At 43.1% G+C, this 23,809-nt stretch carries 15 protein-coding genes and 1 pseudogene; 13 read left to right on the top strand and 3 right to left on the bottom strand.

Translation table 11 applies throughout. From position 1 onward, the window contains the following. Positions 1 to 108 precede the first annotated feature (108 nt). The 5 genes and pseudogenes from RRG12_RS35380 (at position 109) to RRG12_RS35400 (ending at position 6,487) form a co-directional block, all read left to right on the top strand. Complete coding sequence (locus RRG12_RS35380) at positions 109 to 840, top strand: mobilization protein (protein ID WP_256090915.1); 732 nt, start codon at positions 109 to 111, stop codon at positions 838 to 840. A 371-nt stretch (positions 841 to 1,211) separates the two neighbouring features. Then, positions 1,212 to 2,942, top strand: coding sequence for a precorrin-3B C(17)-methyltransferase (gene cobJ / locus RRG12_RS35385; RefSeq protein WP_420762442.1), 1,731 nt, complete (start codon positions 1,212 to 1,214; stop codon positions 2,940 to 2,942). A 1,667-nt stretch (positions 2,943 to 4,609) separates the two neighbouring features. Beyond that, positions 4,610 to 5,260 carry a GTP cyclohydrolase I FolE gene (folE, locus tag RRG12_RS35390; RefSeq protein WP_069071171.1) on the top strand — a complete coding sequence of 217 codons (651 nt, stop codon included), beginning with the start codon at positions 4,610 to 4,612 and terminating at the stop codon, positions 5,258 to 5,260. A gap of 576 nt (positions 5,261 to 5,836) precedes the next feature. Then, positions 5,837 to 6,052, top strand: a pseudogene (locus tag RRG12_RS35395) (glutathione S-transferase N-terminal domain-containing protein); the annotation flags it as partial. A gap of 78 nt (positions 6,053 to 6,130) precedes the next feature. Beyond that, positions 6,131 to 6,487, top strand: coding sequence for a hypothetical protein (locus RRG12_RS35400; RefSeq protein WP_069071169.1), 357 nt, complete (start codon positions 6,131 to 6,133; stop codon positions 6,485 to 6,487). Between the two features lie 530 nt (positions 6,488 to 7,017). Here RRG12_RS35400 and RRG12_RS35405 read toward each other — a convergent pair. Together RRG12_RS35405 and RRG12_RS35410 are read right to left on the bottom strand one after the other, a co-directional pair. Beyond that, positions 7,018 to 7,584: a phycobiliprotein lyase gene (locus RRG12_RS35405; protein ID WP_069071168.1), complete on the bottom strand. Its 567-nt coding sequence runs from the start codon at positions 7,582 to 7,584 to the stop codon at positions 7,018 to 7,020. Between the two features lie 75 nt (positions 7,585 to 7,659). Further along, a complete protein-coding gene (locus RRG12_RS35410; RefSeq protein ID WP_069071167.1) occupies positions 7,660 to 8,340 on the bottom strand; it encodes a HEAT repeat domain-containing protein in 681 nt (226 codons plus the stop codon). A gap of 598 nt (positions 8,341 to 8,938) precedes the next feature. On the opposite strand from RRG12_RS35410, the gene infC reads away from it, so the two are divergent. From infC to RRG12_RS35440, 6 genes are all read left to right on the top strand, one after another. Beyond that, the gene (infC, locus tag RRG12_RS35415; protein ID WP_069071166.1) at positions 8,939 to 9,472 is read left to right on the top strand and encodes a translation initiation factor IF-3; all 534 of its coding nucleotides are present in this window, start codon (positions 8,939 to 8,941) and stop codon (positions 9,470 to 9,472) included. 626 nt (positions 9,473 to 10,098) lie between these two features. Next, a complete protein-coding gene (locus RRG12_RS35420) occupies positions 10,099 to 13,104 on the top strand; it encodes an MFS transporter (protein WP_420762443.1) in 3,006 nt (1,001 codons plus the stop codon). A 281-nt stretch (positions 13,105 to 13,385) separates the two neighbouring features. Next, positions 13,386 to 13,802 (top strand): thiol-disulfide oxidoreductase DCC family protein, encoded by a 417-nt coding sequence (locus RRG12_RS35425; protein ID WP_420762450.1) that lies wholly within the window; start codon positions 13,386 to 13,388, stop codon positions 13,800 to 13,802. Positions 13,803 to 14,237: 435 nt separating this feature from the next. Further along, complete coding sequence (gene treZ / locus RRG12_RS35430; RefSeq protein WP_420762451.1) at positions 14,238 to 16,085, top strand: malto-oligosyltrehalose trehalohydrolase; 1,848 nt, start codon at positions 14,238 to 14,240, stop codon at positions 16,083 to 16,085. 421 nt (positions 16,086 to 16,506) lie between these two features. Next, the gene (gene treY / locus RRG12_RS35435) at positions 16,507 to 19,305 is read left to right on the top strand and encodes a malto-oligosyltrehalose synthase (protein ID WP_420762444.1); all 2,799 of its coding nucleotides are present in this window, start codon (positions 16,507 to 16,509) and stop codon (positions 19,303 to 19,305) included. A gap of 278 nt (positions 19,306 to 19,583) precedes the next feature. Continuing rightward, positions 19,584 to 21,101 carry a trehalase family glycosidase gene (locus RRG12_RS35440; RefSeq protein WP_420762445.1) on the top strand — a complete coding sequence of 506 codons (1,518 nt, stop codon included), beginning with the start codon at positions 19,584 to 19,586 and terminating at the stop codon, positions 21,099 to 21,101. Positions 21,102 to 21,266: 165 nt separating this feature from the next. On the opposite strand, the gene ebsA is transcribed toward RRG12_RS35440, so the two are convergent. Further along, positions 21,267 to 21,641: a type IV pilus biogenesis protein EbsA gene (gene ebsA, locus RRG12_RS35445; protein WP_069071160.1), complete on the bottom strand. Its 375-nt coding sequence runs from the start codon at positions 21,639 to 21,641 to the stop codon at positions 21,267 to 21,269. 309 nt (positions 21,642 to 21,950) lie between these two features. Between ebsA and RRG12_RS35450 the strand changes: the two genes are divergently transcribed. Then, positions 21,951 to 22,097 (top strand): hypothetical protein, encoded by a 147-nt coding sequence (locus RRG12_RS35450; protein WP_176727036.1) that lies wholly within the window; start codon positions 21,951 to 21,953, stop codon positions 22,095 to 22,097. A gap of 203 nt (positions 22,098 to 22,300) precedes the next feature. Continuing rightward, positions 22,301 to 23,707, top strand: coding sequence for a glycosyltransferase (locus tag RRG12_RS35455; RefSeq protein WP_420762446.1), 1,407 nt, complete (start codon positions 22,301 to 22,303; stop codon positions 23,705 to 23,707). The last annotated feature ends 102 nt before the right edge of the window (positions 23,708 to 23,809 follow it).

Raw genomic sequence — 23,809 nt, forward strand, 5'->3', positions numbered from 1 at the left:
ACATTATGATTCAAAGCATACCTACATAGCTTTTGTACAGGGTAAGTCGCTTAGACGGCGACCGCCAAAAAGTTCTCAGTTGGGCAAAAATGTATCAGACTTGAATAAGTGGATAAGTATTTAGAGGTTGCTGTAATGCCGACGATTCATTTGGTAGATGGTGAAAAAGGTGGGGTAGGGAAATCTCTCTTTACCAGGACAATGATTCAGTATTGTCTGGATAAGAAAATCCCGTTTGTACCAGTGGACACAGATAGGTCGAATCCAGATGTAGCAGAAGTGTATAAGAATATATGTAAATATGCTGTGTTTAGTGAGAATGAACGACAAGCAGATAAGGCAGATAAAATATTTGAGTGGGCGATAGAAAAGCCAGTAATTGTAAATTTACCCGCACAATCGCATAGAGCAGTTCAAGGATGGATTGATTCTAATCAATTAATTGAACTAGGGAGTTCACAGGGAGTAATGTTTTGCAAATGGTTTGTATCGACAGGAGGATACGACAGCATCAACCTGTTTGCTCAGTCAGTGAATACATACGGTGAGATAATCCCTCATATTCTGGTGAGGAATTTAGGACTGTGTGATGACTGGGAGCATATAGAGTCAGATTCAAACTTTCAGAAAATAGTAGATAAATATAAGATAAAAGTCATAGATTTCCCGAAGTTAGCATATAAAGAAAGAAACATAATTGACCAAAATCGACTGACGTTCGCGGAGGCGAGAGAGTATAAAGAATTTGGGATAATTGGGAGACAGAGAATAATGAATTTTCTGAAGCTTGCTTATGGTGCTTTTGAGAAAGTAGGTATCTGGTATGAAAAAGTTGAATAGCTTTGGAAATTTTTAATCTCAAATTAAACCACAAAACTTTTTGGTGAACTTAGTTAAATTTTAAAACCTAACCCTCTACTAAGAAAACAGAATATTTTCTTAGTAGAGGGTTAATTGATGACAAGTTTGATTCGTAGTACCATAATCCAGCGATTTTTAAATCATCATTTTGTGCAAATTTTATTCCTCAATTAGATGTGGCGACATAAATATTTTATTTTTTGCTCCCAACCCCAATGCTTTGAAATATGATGATTTAATTGTCTCGATGATTTATCTCATAAATCATGTAGCGAAATTCATACCATGCCTTTTTCCAAGTTTTGTTCATAATTAATCTATTAAGTTACGAGATAAGTTGTAATTAAGTGATGATGAATGTTGCACCCGCCATTGTAGTACTAGGTCAAAATAGCGTCACAGTAGCACGCAAAATAATCAGCGTCCTACCAGGAGCGACGTTATACGGTTTAGAGGGTCGCACATCTGGGGTTGATGTCAGCTTCACGAATTTTGGCGAGACGTTGCGCGATTTATTTGTCCAGGGAAGGCCGCTGATTGGCATTTGTGCCGCAGGTATTTTAATTAGGACGCTAGCTCCTGTACTCTCCGATAAACGACAGGAACCACCAGTGCTAGCTGTGGCTGAAGATGGTAGCGCTGTTGTTCCCCTCTTGGGCGGACTTGGTGGGGTAAACGATTTGGCACGCCGCATTGCCGAAGCCCTTGATGTCAAAGCTGCAATTACCACTACAGGCGATTTACGTTTGGGCACAACCCTGTTGTCTCCTCCCCCTGGATACCATTTAGCAAACCCAGACGATGCGAAGAAATTTATCTCAGATTTGCTAGCGGGGGCGCAAGTCAAGCTAGAAGGAATAGCACCTTGGTTGAGCGATAGTAAACTGCCTATAGATCCAAAGGGAGATTTGACCATCCAAGTTACGGAACGTTTGGTGATTCCTACAGCCAACTGTCTTGTCTACCACCCAGCAACGATCGCGATCGCAATTAGTGACACTATTAGCTATAAAGATAATGCAGTCGCTTTAGTACAGCAGCTACTAGCTGATGCCGCACTCGAAAGAACATCAGTCGCCGGGATATTTGCACCCATCACCGCCGCTGCCGATCCCACAATCCATGCCCTAGCTAGCGCCTTCAAAGTGCCTGCCCGCTTTTTCACCTCAAATCAGCTAGAAAGTCTACTTTCACAAGGTTATAGCCCCGCCCAAGCCGCAGCGATCGCCGCCACAGGCACATCCCCCTTATCTCCCTTGTCTCCCCACATTGCGATCGCCATTGCCCCCCAACCAATTGACCCTAATACCATTGGTCAGCCACGCGGACGGTTAGCAATTATTGGCACGGGCCCCGGTGGTTCGCAATGGATGTCTCCAGAAGTGAAAGAGATACTCAAGTCGGCAACTGATCTAGTGGGTTATAAAACTTATTTAGATTTAGTGGGTTCTCTGGCTGATGGTAAGCAACGGCATGAGTCCGACAACCGCGAAGAAGAAGCACGGGCGAAGATGGCTCTTGATTTGGCCGCATCTGGGCGATATGTAGCTGTAGTTTCATCTGGCGACCCAGGTATCTATGCAATGGCAACAGCGGTTTTTGAAGTATGCGATCGCTATGCTAAACCCGAATGGGACAGTATCGACATTCATGTGGCACCAGGTATTTCCGCTATGCAAGCAGCAGCAGCAGCCATCGGTGCGCCCCTTGGACATGACTTTTGTGCTATTTCCCTGTCTGATATCTTGAAGCCTTGGTCTGCGATCGAACAACGAATTGCCGCTGCTGCTGAGGCTGATTTCGTCATTGCTTTCTACAATCCTGTTTCCAAAGAGCGTACCTGGCAACTGGCAGAAGCGAGAAATATTTTGCTGCGACATAGGACACCGGATACACCAGTAGTATTGGCACGAAATCTCGGCAGACCAGGACAGATGGTGAAAGCGATCGCACTTGACCAGTTAGCCCCAGAAATCGCTGATATGCGGACAATTATTATCGTTGGTTCCACAAAAACCCGAACCATCAGGCGCAACGATGGTAGTATCTGGGTTTATACGCCACGTCGCTATACCAATTGAAATCCACTTTAAGCGATCGCATAGTAAAACCCCAGGATTGGGAATTCCTTCCTGGGGCTGTTATACCTGACCACCTTTACCTTTTTAATGTAAAAATCTTGTAAATACTGAAGTTTCAAAAGACATATATATATCTCTTTTGTCCAAAAAAAATTGTATAAGTTAGTAAGTTGATGTTAGTCTGAACCTCTTTTATCTAGACAAATCATAAAAAATATGATGATACAATTTCACATGAAAATTTTTAAAACTTATTAAATGAAGATATAATTCAAGTATTTAAGTCTATTAAAATAGCTTCAAGGGCTTGCTTCTTTGGGATTAATAATCAATAATAAAAACATCATGATTCATACATGATTGTAGCCGAGAAAAGTGACAGAAGCCCTTACTTAAGTCCGTGAAAGCGGACTTTTTTGTATTTATATGTGATTGCGAATTTAAAACATGTGTAATAATTGAGTCTGAATTCTGGCTTCTAAATTCAGACTCAATTATTAGGAGATTCAAACCCGCCACGAATTATATTTGCTAGGGCTAAACATCAATACAATACTTCTCGGTTAAAAATTTTCAAAAGAGGGATTTGGTTTGGGGAAAGGGTGAAAGGTTTGTTCTTTCCCTTTGCCTCTTTACCAAAAAGTATTGGGCTAAACATATTTGTATAAAAGTGAGCCGAGCTAATTTATGTGGCTACAGACTTAAGTATTACTATAGGATTGCTATATTATGGGCAGATAAATAAAGTTAGCGGTACAATGAACTATTTAAAATTTCCAGTCCCTAAGATTTTACTAATTTTTAAACTTATTCAAGCTACTAAATAATAAACATAAATATAAGAATTATGTCCAAGTATTTAATATTAGATAACTAATTGTCTAATGTTGCTTAAAAATTGACTTATTACAAACTCTCAAAGTGCTGTTTATTTTTGCGAGAGAAAGTGGAAGGCGATCTCTGGAAAATTTCTAGTAAGTTTCGGCAGTAATATATTGACAAAAATACACTATTGTTATAAATTTGCCTTTCACAACAAGAGACATAGGAAATTAACTCACAATCTGACTTTTCACGGTATCTGGAAAACCTCACTTCTATTTCTCTCTCCTAAAAGGCTACGGTGTACACACAAGTCGAAAAAAGATCAATTTCCCATTTTTTTATCGTTTATCTCGTTCCTATGCTCTGCATAGGAATGCCTGATTAGAGGCTCTGCCTCTAGTCAGATATTGAGTCAGAGACTCAATGAATGCATTCCCAGTCTCCGACTGGGAACGAGGAAATGCTTATCAAGCTGGGTTTTTGGGATTTGTGTGTACACCGTAGCCTAAAAGGGGAGAAACTTTGAATTTTCCCCCTTCCCGCGTCGGGGAGGGGGTTAGGTTAATCGTTACCTTTTCCACATGCCGTGAAAAGTCAGAACTCACAATACAGTTCAGATAAGACCAAAACACTTGTCTTGAAGGCGATTTATCGCGTCTCGAAAACCCACAATTTTGTACAATTAGCCCTTAACCCAAGCGTATTGGTTTTTAAGCTGACAAAATGTTTGGCGTGATTAAGAAGTGTAAAGTTATGTTACACTTAGTTACGAGTCAGGAGTCAATCGCAACCGACATCTGACAACAAGCTGATTTACCAAACATTCCCACAGAACTCACAAAATGACTCTATCGATTCGTCCCGATCTAACTTCTGCTGATCAGGTACTCTCATCTTTAGCGACTGGGCAACAGCAAACTGTAACAGAAGCCGAAATGAAGCAGGCTGTGCGTACTTTGCTGATTGGATTAGGAGAAGATCCAGACCGCGAAGGACTAAAAGATACTCCAAAAAGGGTGATGAAAGCCTTACAATTTCTCACAAAAGGATATCATGAATCTTTGGATGAACTGCTAAACGGAGCAGTATTTACAGAAGATGCCAATGAAATGGTATTGGTTCGGGACATCGATATTTTTAGTTCCTGCGAACATCATATTCTGCCGATTATTGGTCGTGCTCATGTTGCTTACATTCCCAATGGGAAAGTAATAGGATTATCTAAGATCGCCCGTGTTTGCGAAATGTATGCACGACGTTTACAAGTTCAAGAACGTTTGACTGTGCAAATTGCTGATGCCTTACAAGGATTACTCAAACCCCAAGGGGTTGCAGTGGTAATAGAAGCAACCCACATGTGTATGGTAATGCGCGGTGTACAAAAACCCGGTTCTTGGACTGTTACTAGTGCAATGCGCGGCGTTTTTTCAGAAGATGTGCGGACTCGCGAGGAATTTATGAATTTGATCCGGCACAATTCTAATTTTCATTAAATAGCCTCGGCAAACATAAATATCGAGACGTGACTCTCCTAGATTTTTAAACTTGGAATTTAAACTTAACTTTGCCCTTCAAAACCCAAACAGTTTTGAGGGGTAATCTTTGATATTTTCAAACTATTTTTTGATGTCTACAAGCCGCACACTCCTGAATTATTGATTTTTCGTCATGCAAGGTTCAAAAACCATCAGCCTGTTATAGTTTGAGTGATTGGTATCAACCCAATACTGCTTGGTTCAGGAGGCAGGAGGATAAAGGCAGGAGGCAGGAGGTAACCCACCCTTAAAAGAGTGGGATTGAAGCAAGGAGGTTTTATACCTCGCTGCAAGCAGTCTCAGTATAATTATTGCTTTGAACTGGGCTTTAGACCCAGAACTAAAGTTTTAATTGATACTTCTTACCTCCTGCCCTCTGCCTCCTGCCTTCTGCCTTTCTTCGGTAAAGCATTTTGAACTCGGAATTGGGTTTTGGGAAAAGGTTAAAGGTTTTTTCTTTCCCCTTACCCCTTACCCTTTTCCCCAAAACCCGACAAGTATTGGGTATCAACCTACTTCTAATACGAAGTCAAACGCTACGATCGCGATCCGAAAACTATGTTAGCGCCAGCATCACTGCGCGAAGTACATCCCCTCGGTAAGTCGCCAGTGATTACCGACGGCGGCTTGACTCTGGCCGAATCCGGTGCGATCATTGAGTATCTGGTCGAAGGCTATGGTAACGGAGTGTCCAGCCTACGAACGGGCGCTGGAACACGGCGGTACTTACGAGCATCTAAGTTAAAGTAATTCCTGATGCAAGTTTACTTGCACTGTAAGATTTAATCGGATAATCTGAGCGATTAAGATTGTTTTCTAAGGAAACTAATGAACAAATTCATACTGAGTTTGCTTTCTTCTCCTATACTGATTAGCTCTATTCTCTCTATGGGAGTAATGCTCAATCAAGCGCAAGCCGTAGAACCACAACCAGAAGCCCAAAGCAAAGATAGTCTATCTTGTATACGCAATAAACATAAAGTGGGTTTAGTGTGTGCAAGGGCTTCTGTATTGGCTCAAATTCCTAAATATCAACGGGAAATAGAGTTTTCTCCAGAAGATGTTCCCATGCTAGAGTTCAATGACCAAGAAAGCGATATGGCAACCGACCTATTTAACTGCGATTGTCCTGCTTGTATAAATTCTTTACGTAAAATGCGCGGTGTGACACCCTTGGTCTATTAAGATTCCACAAATTTACCTTTGTTTATAAGCAACATCCACAATTGGGGACTGGGGATTGGGAAAAAGTCTTTTAAAATTTGGTGGTGGCTAATAAGCCAATACGCTTGGGTTAAGAAGAACAGTAGCGACTGTCTTGAAGGTCAAGCGATCGTTAACAAAAACATCCACACAGAGATATTTCCCATTTTTTCTCAACATTACTCAACAATATGTTAATTCATCCCCTTGATTACACTCATCCTTGCAGGATGCGGACTGTATACTTTAAATACTAGTATTTAAAGTTTTGACCCCGGCGACTGTTCGAGTTCTGTCTAGGAAATTTTTGTAGTGATCCGTGCTACAAAGCGGTCTATTATGACCAAGTTTAGGACGATCTACTACTCTTTCTAAGGTACAAGGTTGGGTTGAGCAACAGCGAAACCCAACAAACCCCGAAAAATGTTGGGTTACCCTTCTCCTGTCGGAGACGCTACGCGAACGGGAAGCCGCTTCGCGTCTACGTTCCTCAACCCAAGCTACACATCAAACTAACTAGATACTGAGTTAGCCGCTTCCGAAGTCTTCGCGGCTGGCGGAAATCCACCCATGCGAATCTCAGAGGTGAAGGAAGTGATACTAAATCCACCAAAACTCTTGAGGATATTCACCCGCATCCGCAAATTGGGGCTAGCAAACCACAGGCGCTCCTCTGACCAGATGGTTTCATCCTCTATAGTTAGAATCAAAGCATCATCACTATCAAATTTATAGCGTCCGGCAACTGGAGTTTTATTAGCATCAACTATTTCTCGCAGCAATTTGCCTTGGGTCGGATTATCCGCGTCAGGTATCGAAACTAACATAGTTGAACCACTGTGTTTTGCTTGATCCTTGTCCATTGTCCCGTTCCAGTTAATTTTGGTAGCACAGGAAGCAGAACTAGGATTAATTTTGTACTGTTGACACAGTTTGATCACTTCTGGGTGATCTACAGCCAATGTCTCAATGATGATGTCTGACTTGCTATGTTCCGATTGGTTAAAAGCCAAATGTTGACTAGTACGATGAGAAAACCATTTACCAGCACTTAACTGAAAAAACTCTTCAATATTCATGAATGAAATTACCCTGCATCAAAATGCTAAAATTCTCACTTGATTATTATTAAAAGGTAGCAGGAGGCTTTAATATTAAGCTTGATTGTCTATTTCCTCAAGCTTCTTGAGGCCAATTCTGGCTGCCTCGGCAACGTTGAAATGATTGTCTTTTTCCAGGTATTTTAAAGCTGAAACACTTTTGGGAGTGGGAAGATTTCCCAAGGCTTCTGCTAGACGCTGCCTTACTAACCAATCATCTGATTGGGCGAAGCGCAGGATCTTATCGACAGACTCAATGTCTTTAATTTCTCCCAGTGCAGAGATTGCAGCTTGTTGCAACACTACTTCTTTACTATCCAATGCTTGAAGAAGAATTTGACGGGCACGAGGGTCTTTAATATTACCTAGAGAAACGGCTGCACTAAAACGTACTAGCCAATCAGTATCTTCATAAAATGCCCGCGACAGCACTTCAAAGGCTCTTGCGTCACCCAAGTATCCTAAAGCACCAGCGGCATCAGCCCGGATACCATAATCTGGGTCATTTTCGAGAATTCCTACCAAAATTGAATAACATTCTGGCGTCGGCTTGATTCCAAGGGCAAATATTGCCATCGATCGCAGTTGCAAAGATTCATCATCCAGTACCTTTTTAATTAAAGGGACTGCATCTTCAGGGGGAACATTACGCAGATTAGCAAGGGCTACCATGCGATCGCGTAAATTCGGACTTTCTAACTGAGTAGAAATTTCTTGTAAGCTTAGAGCTGCCATTTAGTTCAAAGCGTTTTCTTTACTTATCTTAATTTACCTGATCCGTTGATCACGCTGTCGCCATCGTGAAGTAGGAGTTTGGCGACTTTACAAAATGCCTCGATTATGAGTGGTCATTGGTCATTGGTCATTGGTGCTGAGTGTAAGAAAATCATCATGAAAAGGACAGATTTCACTTAAGCTTTTTTTGGATCAGGCGATCGCACAAGCTGGCATAATTGACTGTGCCAAAATCAGTTTGAACGGCCCACAGACGCCTCAACGAAGAAGCAGGGGGGAGGGGGCTAGCTGGTGGATAATGACCCCTTCATCCTGCTGTGGAATGAAAAGGGCGTCGTAGACATCGCAAAAAATCTTGCTTAATAATTGTAATAATATTTAATATGAGTCTAGGTTGTGTAATTTAGATTAACTATTGCAGAGAAATTCTCTCAGACTGAGTAAAATGACAAATACAACGAGGCAACTATTTTATAGATTAGTTACCCTAGAACTGGAGACTATGTTTTCAGTCCTGAGTGACTTCTGTATTTTGCCTACTGAGGCATACCAATTTAGACCACACCAAATCCTTCATTAAGAGCTCCCACTAATCATAATGGCTGTGATTGAGAAGAAAAGAACTCGCGATCTGCCCCAAATTAACGAACGAATTCGCTTCCCAAAAATTCGGGTCATTGACACTGACGGCGCCCAGTTGGGAATTATGCTCCCACAGGAAGCACTACAACTAGCAGAAGAAAAAGAGCTAGATTTAGTGCTAATCAGTGACAAAGCTGATCCGCCGGTTTGTCGGATTATGGACTACGGGAAATACAAGTTTGAGCAGGAAAAAAAGGCGCGAGAAGCCCGGAAAAAGCAGCACACGGCTGATGTCAAAGAAGTTAAGATGCGCTACAAAATTGAAGAACACGACTACAACGTGCGTGTTAAGCAAGCAGAGCGCTTTTTGAAAGATGGCGATAAAGTCAAAGCGACTGTGATGTTCCGGGGTAGAGAAATTCAACACAGCGACCTAGCAGAAGATTTGCTCAAGCGAATGGCAACGGATTTGGAGCCATTTGGTGAGGTTCAACAAGCGCCTAAAAAAGAAGGGCGAAACATGATGATGCTCATCTCGCCTAAAAAATAATCTTCTAACTGTATTAATAGACCAAGTTTGAAAATCCCCTAACTATAAGTCAGGGGATTTTTCGTTTGGATACAAGATGTACCCCAAAACGCCCCGCTCCGCTAACGCAATGACGCTCTCTACGAGACGCTAAAAGCGTAGCTTGCAACTCTTGCAGAGTAAGCGAACTCGCTTTGCGCGTCGCTAACGCATTGAAGGAGGCAGGAGGCAGGAGGCACAATTTGAATGGGGATTCAAACCCCAACCAAATTGTAAGCGCCGTGTAGACGGCGGGGTTTTAGACCCAAGTTTGGTACGGTCACAGCCAGGATGAGCTATCCTGCCCTCTGCCTCCTGCCTTCTTTGATTAAATTTATCTAAAATCGATAGTCCTGAAGGCTGAGTGGGAAACATAATACTCAGTTGCTCAGGACTTTTGCTATTTCCAGGAGATGAGGCGATACGGTTCGGTTAAAGGGGAAAGGGATAAGGGGAAGGGGGAAGAAAACCTTTAACCCAAACCCAGTAACCTTTCCCCCAAACGTAATTCTGAGTTCAAAATGCTTATCCGAACCTATTGCTTCCTCATGTCCCCCCTGCTTCCCCGCTTCCCATTACGCGGTGATACTACCAGAAAATAAAACTGCATGGAACTGAAAAATTACTGGTTGGCTGCAAATAAAGGTGCTTTGACACGACTACTACAGTGGGTGAATCTCCGACCAGAGGAGAGTGAGCGAACTCAGATAATGTTCCTTTTCTATACAACTGTATCTGTAGGATTACGCTGGGCAGAGGACAGCACGGTAGCGCTGTTTTTGGATGAATATGGGACTAATTTACTGCCGTGGATGTATATTGCCAGTGCCGTAATGAGTGCAGGACTGGTTTTTTTATACTCTTGGCTGCAAAAGATTTTTCCCTTACGCCAGGTGATTGTGGCGATCGCACCTTGCATGTTGATGCCATTAGTTTTATTAGTTGTATTACGTTGGGGATCACATTTCTCCTACCTGGCAGTGATTTCGGTATTTTTGCTGCGGCTGTGGGTGGATGCACTTTATGTAGTCAATGACCTCAACACCTCCATCGTTGCCAACCAAATATTTAACATTCGGGAGATTAAGCGCACTTATCCACTAGTCAGTAGTGGTCTTTTAGTCGCAGATGTAATCAGTGGCTTTAGTCTACCTTGGCTGCTACAATACACGACGCTGAATAAGATCATCCTCATCGCCTGTGTAATGATTTTACTCGGATCGGGGATTCTATTCTATTTAACTCATCACTATCGAGCAGCTTTTCCTGAAACCCCACAAAAACTAATTCCTGAAGAACAAGCTTCACGAGCGCGTTTTCTCAAAAGTCCGCTGAAGCGCTATGTTTGGCAGTTGTTTGCCTTTGTGGGTTTATTACAAGTCATTGGGTTGTTAATAGATTTTCAATATCTGCGCGAACTCAAATCCAATTTGAGCGACCGAGAACTTGCTAGCTTTTTGGGTCTTTTTGGTGGAATGTTGGGGTTGTGTGAGTTGTTGTTGCAGTGGTTTATTTCCAGCCGACTCATCGAACGGATGGGAGTATTTTTCACCGCCACGCTTTTACCAATCACCGTCGGCTTTGCGCTACCAGGAATGCTGGTATTGCTGCATTTAATTCCAGCCATTCAACCGCAAAGCTTTTTCTGGGGTTTGATAATTGTCAAATTCTGCGATGAACTTCTGCGCTACACCTTTGTCATGAGTAGCGGCCCCATCCTGTACCAACCGATTCCAGAGGGAATTCGTAGCCGGATGCAGACTTTATCTGGTGGAACCGCCGAAGCGATCGCTACAGGTTTGACAGGAGCGGTAATTTTTGTAACTCTATTGTTTTGTGGGCGGTTTGTACCCGTATCACTACAAAAGTGGGTGTTGGTAGCAGAGACAATGTTGATCGCTGGCACCTGTTTAACAGTAGTTTGGGAATTGCGATCGCGCTATGTTGAACTGTTAGTCTTGAGTGTGGCAAGGGGTCACTTGAGTGCGACTAATGTGGGTTTACGATTCTTTAAGCAGGGAGTAGTCAAAGCTTTAGCAGAAAAAGGCAGCGAGGCTGATAAACGCTCTTGTATTGAACTTTTAGCCCAAATTGATTCCCAAGGAGCAGCAGAAGTTTTAGCACCACTACTAGTAAAGTTAACCCCAGATTTGCAGCGCCAAAGTTTGGAAGTGATGCTGATGGGAGGTGTAAATCCGGCTTATCTAGCCGCCATCCGTCCTTTGTTAGAACAATCCCAGGAAACTAACCCCGAAGTTTTTGCCTTAGCACTGCGCTACGTTTGGTTGGCTGAACCAAATCCCAACTTAAGTCTCTTAGAAGGATATTTACATCCCCGCCAAAACTCACTCATCCGCGCTACCGCCGCCGCTTTAGTTTTACGCCAGGGAACACCCATGCAAAAGGTAGCAGCTACCCAAACCATGCGCCGGATGCTGACTCATAAGCAAGAACGTGAACGGGTAAATGGAGTGAGAGCGCTCAGGGAAGCAGTTTATTTGCAAGCGTTGCGGATTCACATCCCAAATTTATTACAAGATGAGTCGTTACGGGTGCGCTGTGCTGTATTGGAAATGATCGCAGCAACCCATTTAGAAGAATACTATTCGGCACTGATTGCAGCACTTTATTACAAATCAACCCGTAGTACAGCAATGTCAGCCCTAATGCGACTAGAAAATGAAGCTCTAGAAATGCTGTTGCAGTTGGCTACGAATATTTATAAACCAGAAGTAGTGCGGATGTATGCTTGGCGCACCATTGCTCAAGTCGGCACTCAGGAAGCATTGGAGACTTTATGGGAAAACTTAGAGGCATCTTGGGGTATTACTAGAGATCATATTCTCCGCAGCTTACTAAAAATACATAAACAACCAGGAATTAGAGGTTTAGTAGATCGATTTTATGAAAGCCGGGTAGAAAATTTAATCAAGCAGGAATTAAAGTTTTTAGGTGAAATTTATGCTGCATACATTGACTTTAAAATATTAGACCAAAAAGAAAATCATCAATCCAGTGAGAGGGTTGTAATTGTCTCGGAGTTACTGCAACGCGCCCTTTTAGAATTGGAATTGGATGTTAAAGAACGGCTGCTACTGTTACTGAGACTGCTTTATTCGCCAGAAAAGATGCAAGCAGCAGCATTCAATCTGCGATCGCTCTCAGTGGTAAACTTAGCACGGGGGTTGGAAATCTTAGAGCATACCGTCACTTTGTCGTCAAAGTCTTTATTGTTGAATATTTTAGATAACCGACCACAATCAGAGAAATTACAATATCTGATAGAAGCCAAGATTGTAGACTATGAAAGTATGGTGGTTAGCGATCGCCTCCACAGATTGCTGATGTTGGGGAACTTCCTTTCTGACTGGTGTCTAGCTTGTTGTTTTCATTATGCTCAAGTGTCACGCATCCGACTAACCAGTTCTGAAATTCTAGTGAGTTTGCGTCATCCAACTGGCTTTGTGAGAGAAGCTGCGATCGCATACTTAAATATGGTTTCACATCGCGTTCTCCTGCAAATCCTCCCCCAGTTACAAAAAGATCCACATCCCTTAGTCGCTGCTCAAGTTAAAGAGTTACTCAAAAAATACCAATTCAAAAATTACAATTGAAAATAATACTCCCCTGTAGTCTCCCCAAGGCATCGCTACGGTGGACACACAAGTGTTAGCTGCAAGGGTTTCAGGCGTTCCAGACCAGTGAAATGTGATTACGAGCAAAGCGATACGACGAAATCCTACCGCTAAAGTGTAGACACAAATAGATGTAAATTAGGAAAACAAGGGAAGTGAGGAAACAAAACAGATGGAAAACCCGATTTTAAGGGAAAAACATTCGGTGACCCATGTTTAGACACATCCGACAAGTCAATTGCCAAAGAGCAGTTATTTCCATGAACTACTATGTAATCTACGACGGAAATTGTAATCTCTGCGTTACCCTAGTACAATTTCTCGAAACCTTAGACAAGGGAAAGTTATTTCGCTACGCTTCTATGCAAGATGAGCAGACACTTTTACAGTGGGGGATTACAGCCCAAGATTGCGAACAGGGGATGATTTTAATTGATGGCAATCAACCTCAGAAGCGTTGGCAAGGGAGTAACGCAGCAGAAGAAATTGGGCGGTTATTGCCAGCAGGAAGTATATTTGTAGACGCTTATCGAGCCTTACCGGGGATGAAATGGGCAGGCGATCGCTTTTACGAACAAATCCGCGATAATCGTTACACCATTTTTGGTAAGCGTTCTACTACTTATAAATCGGCATACTGCGTCGATGGTAGCTGCAAGTCAACAGAAGTTAAATAAACCACAGCTATACGAGGCTTTACCTTACCTCTGTGGATTTCAAAATTCCTGCCTCCTGCCTTTTACCTCCCAATGCTGTTGGTTAAGGCAAGAACTCCAAATTTTCAATTTGGTGGCTCTTTTTCAGGAGGGGTTTGAATCCCCTTCTGAAAAAAAACCTCCTGCCTCCTGCCTCCTGCCTCCTGCCTCCTTCAATGCGTCTTGGCGATCTAGAATTTTAATCAAAAAACCTTAACCGAACTGTATTGCCCTGCTTGCTTATTTGTCATTAGACAGAGTTTATTTTAGTAAAAAATCCGCCTCCAGGTGCTAGCAAAAAGTCTGCTAGACCAACCATTATGCTATCTGGCGTGTTTGTAAATATTGTGCAATCAATGACAATTGCGATCGCGCCAGAATTCGGCACAACACACTGGACTGACGGGAGGATACTGCGTGAGAATTGGTGCTAACTACTTGGGGAACGGAGAATGTGAATTTACAGTTTGGTCTCCGCTATTAGATAGCGTCACGGTAAAAACCTTGACACCACAGCAACAGGTAATTCCCCTCAAGCCTCAGTCTGAGGGATACTGGCACGCGAAAGTCAACGATGTGTATCCGGGTACGCTTTATCAGTATGTCTTGAATGGCCAAGACGCTTTTGCTGATCCGGCGTCGCAGTATCAACCAGAAGGGGTGCATGGGCCGTCGCAAGTTGTCGATCATCATTTTGATTGGACTGATGAAGCATGGGCAGGTATTCCTTTGGAGTCGATGATTTTCTATGAACTCCATGTTGGGACATTTACACCTGAAGGAACTTTCACCGCCATTATTTCCCGTTTACCAGAATTGAGAGAACTGGGAATAAATGCTATTGAAATTATGCCCATTTCCCAGTTTCCAGGAGATACTCATATTGAGGCAACTCTTGCATATCGCAACTGGGGCTATGATGGCGTTTACCCTTTTGCTGTCCAAAATTCTTACGGTAGCCCAGCTGAACTGAAGCAACTGGTAAATGCTTGCCACCAACATAATATCGCCGTCGTGCTGGATGTGGTGTATAACCACTTTGGGCCAGAAGGCAACTACATGAGTCAGTTCGCGCCCTATTTTACTAAAACCTATAAAACGCCGTGGGGCGAAGCGCTAAATTTCGATGATGCCCATAGTCAGGGTCTACGAAATTATTTTATTGAAAATGCGCTTTACTGGTTGCGAGAATTCCACATTGATGCATTGCGCCTCGATGCGATTCAAGCGATTTACGATTTGGGAGCCAAGCATTTTTTATGGGAACTGTCCGAAGCTGTTCATAATTTCTCACAAGAAGGGCAAACATGGAAACGCCACTTAATTGCTGAAAGTGATTTGAATAATCCGCAAATCATTCGTCCGGCAGAATTGGGTGGATATGGAATCGATGCTCAATGGAGTGATGATTTTCACCATGCATTGCACGCACTCTTGACAGGCGATCGCCAAGGGTATTATCAAGATTTTGGACAGTTTGCTGATTTGGCAAAAGCTTACAACGATACTTTTGTCTACGATTGGAAATACTCGCCCGATCGCAAACGATTTCATGGTATATCTTGCCGCGATCGCTCTTTATCACAGTTTACAGTCTGCATTCAGAATCACGATCAAATCGGCAACCAAATGAAAGGAGAACGCCTCACCCAGAGGATCTCTTTTGAAGGATTAAAGTTGGCTGCTGGTGCTGTGCTGCTGTCTCCCTACTTACCCCTGTTATTCATGGGAGAAGAATACGGTGAAACTGCACCCTTTATTTACTTTGTCAGTCACTCCGATCCAGATTTGATTCAAGCAGTTCGAGCCGGACGCAAACAAGAATTTGAAGCATTTCACTATGCAGATGATCCCCCAGATCCCGAATCAGCAGAAACTTTTCTGCGTTCTAAACTTAATTGGCAATTACGCCATGAAGGTAATCACAAGATTCTATGGGATTGGTATCGCCAATTAATTAATTTACGCAAGACGCATCCAGCACTGTTGAATCAAGACCGCAATTTCATCGAAGCGACTAGCGATGAAGACAAGCAGGTAGTCACCGTGCGTCGTTGGTGCGAATCGAGTGAAATAATATTTGTGATGAATTTCAATTCGTCGCCAGTGAAAGTGACTTTGCCATTTGAGCAAAATGCTAACAAATTGTTGGACTCAGCAGATACCTCATGGTCTGGGCCTGGTTCTGAAGCTGCTGAACATCTGTCTGCGGGACAAGAAGTGACAGTAAAAGCTACTAGTATAGTCCTGTATGAAAATGGATGAGGGAGTTAAAGCAATTCGCAATTCGCAATGACGCTCCTGCGTCGCTAACGCAATTCGCAATTTTGTACAATTAGCCTTTAACTCAACCGTATTAAAATATAGGGTTTCTGAGTTGAGTGCAATACAGACCTAACCCCCAGCCCCTTCCCTGCAAGGGAAGGGGAGTAAGATTTGTTAAAACTTAAAGTTTCGAGCTAAAAGGCTTAACGTTCAGGCTAAAAGGCTTAACGTTCAAGCTAAAAGGCTTAACGTTCGAGCTAAAAGGCTTAACGTTCAGGCTAAAAGGCTCAACGTTTGAGCTAAAAGGCTTAACGTTCAGGCTAAAAGGCTTAACGTTCAGGCAGAAAGGCTTAACGTTCAGGCAAAAAGGCTTAACATTCAAGCTAAAAGGCTCAAATTCCCCACTCGCCACTAAAAAAATATGCGAATTCCTACCGCAACTTATCGAATTCAGTTTACACCCCAGTTTGGCTTTGACAACGCTAAAGCGATCGCAGCTTATCTAGCAGATTTAGGTATTTCTGATTTATACGCCTCCCCCATTTTTAAGGCCCGCTCTGGGAGTACGCACGGTTACGATATAGTAGATGCCACTGTACTTAACCCCGAACTGGGAACTAATGAATCCTTTGATGCATTAGTTGATGAAGTTCAATCCCTTGGTATGGGCTGGTTACAAGATATTGTGCCCAATCACATGGCCTATACCAGCGAAAATCTTTACTTGATGGACGTATTAGAACACGGGCCAGATTCCAGTTATACCGACTACTTCGACCTTTCTTGGAATGCACCATTTGGCGATCGCCAAGAGCGAATTCTCGCGCCACTACTGGGAGATTTCTATGGTGCATCCCTGGAAAATGGACACATTCAACTGCAATACGAAGAAAACGGTTTAACTGTCAACTATTACAGTTTAAAACTGCCACTCCGGTTAGAGTCGTACACAAATTTTATCACTCATAATTTAGGTAAACTCACCCGTACACTAGGACGCAATCACCCCGATTTTATTAAGCTATTGGGGATTCTTTACATTCTCAAAAATGTGCCCTCAGAGGTGGCGGGTAAACAGCGACAAGACCAAATCGCATTTATTAAAGGATTAGTTTGGGAACTCTACACCACAAACGATACGATTCGTGAGTTCATTGACGAAAATATCCAAACTTTTAACGGAGAACCGGGTAATCCAGAAAGCTTTAACTTGCTAGATGAATTACTGAATGACCAATTTTACCGGCTCGCCTTCTGGAAAGTTGGGGCGGAAGAAATGAACTACCGCCGTTTCTTTACTGTCAACGAACTAATTTCCGTGAAAGTTGAAGAACTGCGAGTTTTTAATAATACCCACAGCCTAATTCAAAAGTTGGTTGAGGAAGGCAAATTTACAGGTTTACGCATTGACCATATTGATGGACTTTATAACCCAATCCAGTATCTAGAAAGGTTGAGAGAAAAGACGGGAGATATTTATATCACCGTTGAGAAGATTTTAGAATTTAGCGAAGAATTACCAGAGAATTGGGAAATTGAAGGTACATCTGGATATGACTTTTTGAACTATGTAAATGGCGTATTTTGTCAATATGAAAATGAATCACAGTTCGATAAAATCTACAATAACTTTATTGGCTCAAGAGTAGATTATGCATCGGTAGTGAAGGATAAAAAGCACCTGATACTGGAAAAGAATTTAGCAGGTGATATTGACAATCTGGCTCTTTTACTCAAGAATATCTCCAGTAAATATCGCTATGGCAATGATTTTACACTGAATGGATTAAAAAGAGCGATCGCAGAAGTTTTGACACTCTTCCCGATTTACCGTACTTATATTACCCCCGATGGCATTGGAGATAGCGATCGCGCCACCATTCAAGAAGTAATTAGCCAAGCCAAAGAACAAGCACCCCTGTTGCAGCACGAATTGACCTTTATCGAAAAGTTAATGCTGCTAGAGTTTGATAATTCTCTGACTCAAACAGAACGCGAACAGTGGATATATTTTGTCTTGCGAATGCAGCAATACAGCGGGCCGCTCATGGCCAAAGGCGTTGAAGACACCACATTATATGTTTATAATCGGTTGCTGTCGCTAAATGAAGTTGGGGGTAATCCCAGTCATTTTGGAATTACAGTAACCAAATTTCATGACTTTAACCAACAGCACCAAGCAACCTGGCCACACACAATGAACACCACAGCCACCCACGACACCAAGCGCGGCGAAGATGTGCGGGCTAGGTTGAATGTCCTCTCAGAAATCCCCGATGAGTGGGAACAGCAGGTAAATACTTGGAGCGCCATTAATCGAGGAAATCGTAGCCATCGCCACGGGTTTGCTATGCCCGATCGCAATGATGAGTATTTTCTCTATCAAACCCTGGTGGGGGCGTTTCCTTTTGCCGAACATGAACAGGCATCCTTTGTGGAACGGGTGAAGGACTATATAATTAAAGCAATTCGAGAAGCGAAAGTGCATACAGCATGGTTGCGGCCTGATAGCGAGTACGAAGAAGCTTGTACCTCCTTTATTGAGAAAGTACTCGACTCTTCCATCTCTGGGGAATTTCTAGAAGTTTTTCGTCCTTTTCAAGAGCGAATTGCAGAATATGGGATATTCAATTCCCTTTCTCAAACTCTATTAAAAAGTACCGCACCCGGTATACCAGACTTTTACCAAGGAACGGAATTTTGGGAACTCAGCCTCGTAGATCCAGACAATCGCCGTCCCGTGGATTTTGAACAGAGACGTACTTACTTAAGCGCCATCCGCGAACAAGCAAAAACAGATATTCTCGGACTAATTCAGGAGTTACTGAACCAGAAAACCGACGGTAGAATTAAACTATTTTTAACGGCTCAATTACTCCAAGCCAGAACAAACTATGTTTCATTATTCCAGGACGGTGACTATCTACCCTTAGAAGTTCAAGGAACCTTCGCCAATCACATTATCGCCTTTGCGCGACGGGAAGGAAATCAAACAGCGATCGCGATCGCACCTCGCTTTTTAACCAGCCTCATCCAACCTGGAGACAACCCCCTAGGCGAGTCGGTTTGGCAAGATACGCATCTACAATTACCCCCTGGAACTTCCCACACCTGGAAAAATGTTATAACTCAGCAACCCTTACAAGCTACAGAAACCCTATCTATCGCAGCAGCCCTCACCCATTTTCCAGTAGCTCTCTTAATTAGCACTGCCGAGTAAAAACATAAATCCATCACACGTAGAGAGAACCCCATGAAAAGTGCTGAGTGCTGAGTTCCGAGTGCTGAGTGAAAAGACCACCCACACTCTTGCGGGGCTTTTACCGTAGTGCGGAAGTACTGAATACTTCTTAAATATTACTCAGCACTCAGCACTCAGCACTGACTTGGTAAAACCTCTGCGTACCTCTGCGGTTCCCTTCGTGACGGCAGTCGCTCATGGGGGAAACCCCCAAGACCGCGCTGCCTCCCCTTTGCGTTAAAAAATAATTCTGAATTATGACCACTCCCCCAGCACTTACCACCGCGCAAATTGAAGCCGTGCGCGTCCATATTAAAAAAACGTGGAAAACCTTAACGCGATCGCACGAACACTTATTACAATCTGCCAAGGATACCAAACTAGACCACAAAAGCGGCACTCCTTGGATAGTCTACATTTCACCATCAGAAGATTGTCCCAACATTCAAACGGTGTTAGAGCGATCGCTATCTTCCAAGGATATGCAACAGTTGCAAATTCGCACTTTACCACCAGAAGTCGAAGCGATTAAAGAACACGGATTACTATACCTACCAGGGCCTTATGTTGTACCAGGTGGGCGCTTTAACGAAATGTATGGCTGGGATAGCTACTTTATATTACTGGGACTTTTACGCGATCAAGAATTGGAGCTAGCCCAAAGCCAAGTAGAGCAAATGCTTTATCAGGTGCAGCATTACGGCACTATCCTCAATTCCAATCGGACTTATATGCTGTCGCGATCGCAACCCCCCGTCCTCAGCATGATGGTTTTGGCGCTATTCCAGCACACCCAGGATGAAGAGTGGCTAAGGTCAACCGTACCGATCCTAGAACAGTTTTATTATTACTGGGTAGTACCGCCCCATCTCAATGCTCCCATAGGCTTATCCCGATTCTATGCTTTTGGGGAAGGCCCCGCGCCAGAAGTTTTGTTCTCTGAGCGGGATGAAGAGGGAAAAAGCCACTACGATCGCGTCAAGGAGTACTATAAAACTTTTGAGGTTGAGGATTATGACGTTAGTCTTTACTACAACCAAGAAAATGACGAATTGACCAATCTATTTTATCGGGGCGATCGCACCATGCGCGAGTCCGGTTTTGATATCACCAACCGATTTGGCCCCTTCAGTGCTGATATCCTCCACTATGCTCCTGTATGCCTCAACAGTTTGCTGTATCAGGTGGAACAAGACTTGGGTCAAATTAACGACATTTTAGGGAACACAGAACTGGAAAAACAATGGCGCGATCGTGCAAATATCCGCCGCGATCGCATCGATAAATGTCTCTGGGATGAAGAACGGGGACTTTATCTGGATTATCACTTCCAAAGTGGAAAACGCCGCCGCTACGAATTTGCTACCACCTTCTATCCTCTATGGCTGGGAATTGCTTCTCAAGCTCAAGCCCAGCGCGTCGTAGAAAATCTCTCATTGTTTGAAGCCCCAGGCGGAATTTTGACCAGTACTCATGTCACCGGAAACCAATGGGATGCGCCTTTCGGTTGGGCACCATTGACATTAATTGCCGTCCAGGGACTTCACCGCTATGGGTATCATACAGAAGGCGATCGCATTACCAACAAATTCTTAGCTATGGTAATTAAAGAATTCGAGCGTCACAACACTCTAGTTGAGAAATATGATGTTGAACGCTGTTCCGCCAACGTTTCCGACGAAATCTCTTTTGGATATAGTTCTAACGAAGTTGGTTTCGGCTGGACAAATGGAGTCATTCTGGAACTTTTAGCAGCCGGTGGGAAAAAAGTTTAAAGTCAGAATTCAGGAGTCAGAATTCAGGAGTCAGAATATAGATCAATACAGTTCAGAATGAGCAACAAAACCCTCATGTAGAGACGCGATAAATCGCGTCTTCAAAGACCTCGAAATCCTTGGTAGGGACAATTCATCAATTGTCCCTACATCGGCTGAGTTCACTCAATCATCTATACGTAGTAACTTGCGATAAAACGGTTGTGAAAAATCGGTCACGCGATGACGTTTATAGTTGTCCATAAGTTCAATTAAAAAATTAATAAACTCGAAACTGGCCATCATTAGTTCGTAACTCAAGTCAGCATTGCCATCAAACTGAATTCGGCAACGGGTTAAGTCTGATGGTAGGGTAGCAACATTCCAGGAGGCGACAAAAGGGACGTGTTCACTGGCTTCTATCTTCCTGTGTCCCTCCAAGACCCCTTTTTGATAAAGACTGATGGCATAAGGTAAAAAATTGCGCTTAGTACCCTGAACGTAAGGTAAGTAAACACTGGCTTGTTGTTGAGTGGCGGGCTGGAGTTGTTCAATAGACATTGTTAAATATTCCTCAAGTTAGTTTGCAACCGGGGATATTAGTGGATGTTAGTAGTATTCCCAAAAGATGTATCTAAAGCACACAGTGGTGAGTGGGGAATAGGGCATGGGGCATAGGGCATGGGGAGCAGAGGAGTGGAGTTCAAAGACTCATCCCTTATGCCCAATGCCCCATGCCCCATGCCCCATGCCCCATGCCCAATAAATGAAGTTACTGCTAAGAAATATTAAAATTTCGGTTAGAATGGGGCTGCATTAACTTTTATCAAAGCGGGGAGCAATAACATAAAAAACCCCCACTGTAAAGTTGTGGATGTTATTATTGCTGTTTCTCCCAACAACAAGCTGCTGCTACCTTACTATTACTTTGCCCAAATCGGAGTTCTCATTAGAGAAAGTCCGACTCTACAAGCTTCCTGCCCAAGTGGCTATCAAAGGAATCAAGCCTCTGTTTAGGAGTAGCAAACGTGGTTAATTTGAGGTAATTACCCAGAGTGGCAGTGACAACAAAGGTAGTCTTAGCGGCTTTTGGCTTAGGGATAGCGGGTATTGCAGTTTATCCATTCCGATTAATATCGGGAAAAGTAGCTTAGGGATATTTGTCCGTAAAATTACTAACTGTAGACAAATAGTGGTTTTTGAATCAAGCAACCTAACCTATGCCAGCGAATTCCTGGCCCGAAAAAGATTCTTATCAAGAGCTTGAGCCGCTCAACTCCTTGTTGTCTGACCTATCAGTAGATGAGGAGTCAGTGTTAGAGACAGATTCTATGTCTCTACCATCCCGGTTTCAAGGTCGTAGAGGCAAAGCAGCTCTAGTCTTGACTATCGTCTGGAGTGGCACGATCGCTCTACATTTAGTTTCTTGGGCTTCCATTTTTATTCTAGGACTGACCACCATTCTAGGATTTCATGCTTTGGTGGTAGTGTTTACTAAATCCCGTCGCTATCCAAAAGAAATACAGGGAGATTTACCTTCTGTTTCTGTGCTGGTGGCTGCAAAAAATGAGGAAGCGGTAATTGCTAAATTAGTCAAAAATCTTTGTAATCTGGAATATCCAGGTGGGCAGTACGAAATTTGGATAATTGACGATCACAGCAGTGATAGCACGCCGGATTTATTAGCAGAACTCGAACAGAAACACGATCAACTGAAAGTACTAAGGCGTTCAGCAGAAGCTACTGGTGGCAAATCGGGGGCGTTGAATCAGGTATTGCCGCTGACAAAGGGCGATATTATAGCAGTATTTGATGCTGATGCCCAAGTAACACCAGACTTGCTGCAACAGGTAGTACCTTTATTTCAAAGAGAAAACGTGGGGGCGGTGCAGGTGCGAAAAGCGATCGCCAACGCTAAAGCAAACTTTTGGACTAAGGGTCAAATGGCAGAAATGGCCCTTGATACCTGGTTTCAGCAACAGCGGACTGCCCTTGGTGGCATTGGCGAACTGCGGGGCAATGGTCAATTTGTCCGGCGTTCAGCCTTGGAAAGCTGCGGTGGCTGGAATGAGGAAACCATTACCGATGATTTGGATTTGACAATCCGTTTACATTTGAATAAATGGGATATTGAGTGTGTTTTCCATCCAGCGGTGCAAGAAGAAGGTGTGACAAGTGCGATCGCACTTTGGCATCAGCGCAACCGTTGGGCAGAAGGTGGTTATCAACGCTACCTGGATTATTGGGATTTAATTCTCAAAAACCGCATGGGAACTCGCAAAAGTTGGGATTTGCTGATTTTTATGCTGATTATGTATATCTTGCCCACAGCAGCAGTCCCAGATTTATTAATGGCGATCGCTCGTCATCGTCCACCAATGTTAAGTCCCATCACAGGCTTATCCATTTCTATGTCGATGGTAGGGATGTTTACAGGTCTGAAGCGAGTACGTCAAGATCAAAAATTTTCACCTTCTACATATCTTACGATGCTGGTGCAAACCCTGCGTGGCAGTTTATATATGTTGCACTGGTTAGTGGTCATGAGCAGTACCACCGCCCGGATGTCGGTAAGACCAAAGCGCCTGAAATGGGTGAAAACCTTGCATACGGGGAATGGGGAATAGCCCATTTGGGGAATTAAAAATTAAAAATGCAAAATTACTAAAAATAATTTTGCATTTTTTTTAGGGACTGACAAAAAATAAATTATCCAAAATTATTTCTAC

The sequence above is a fragment of the Nostoc sp. CALU 546 genome, assembly GCF_048836525.1.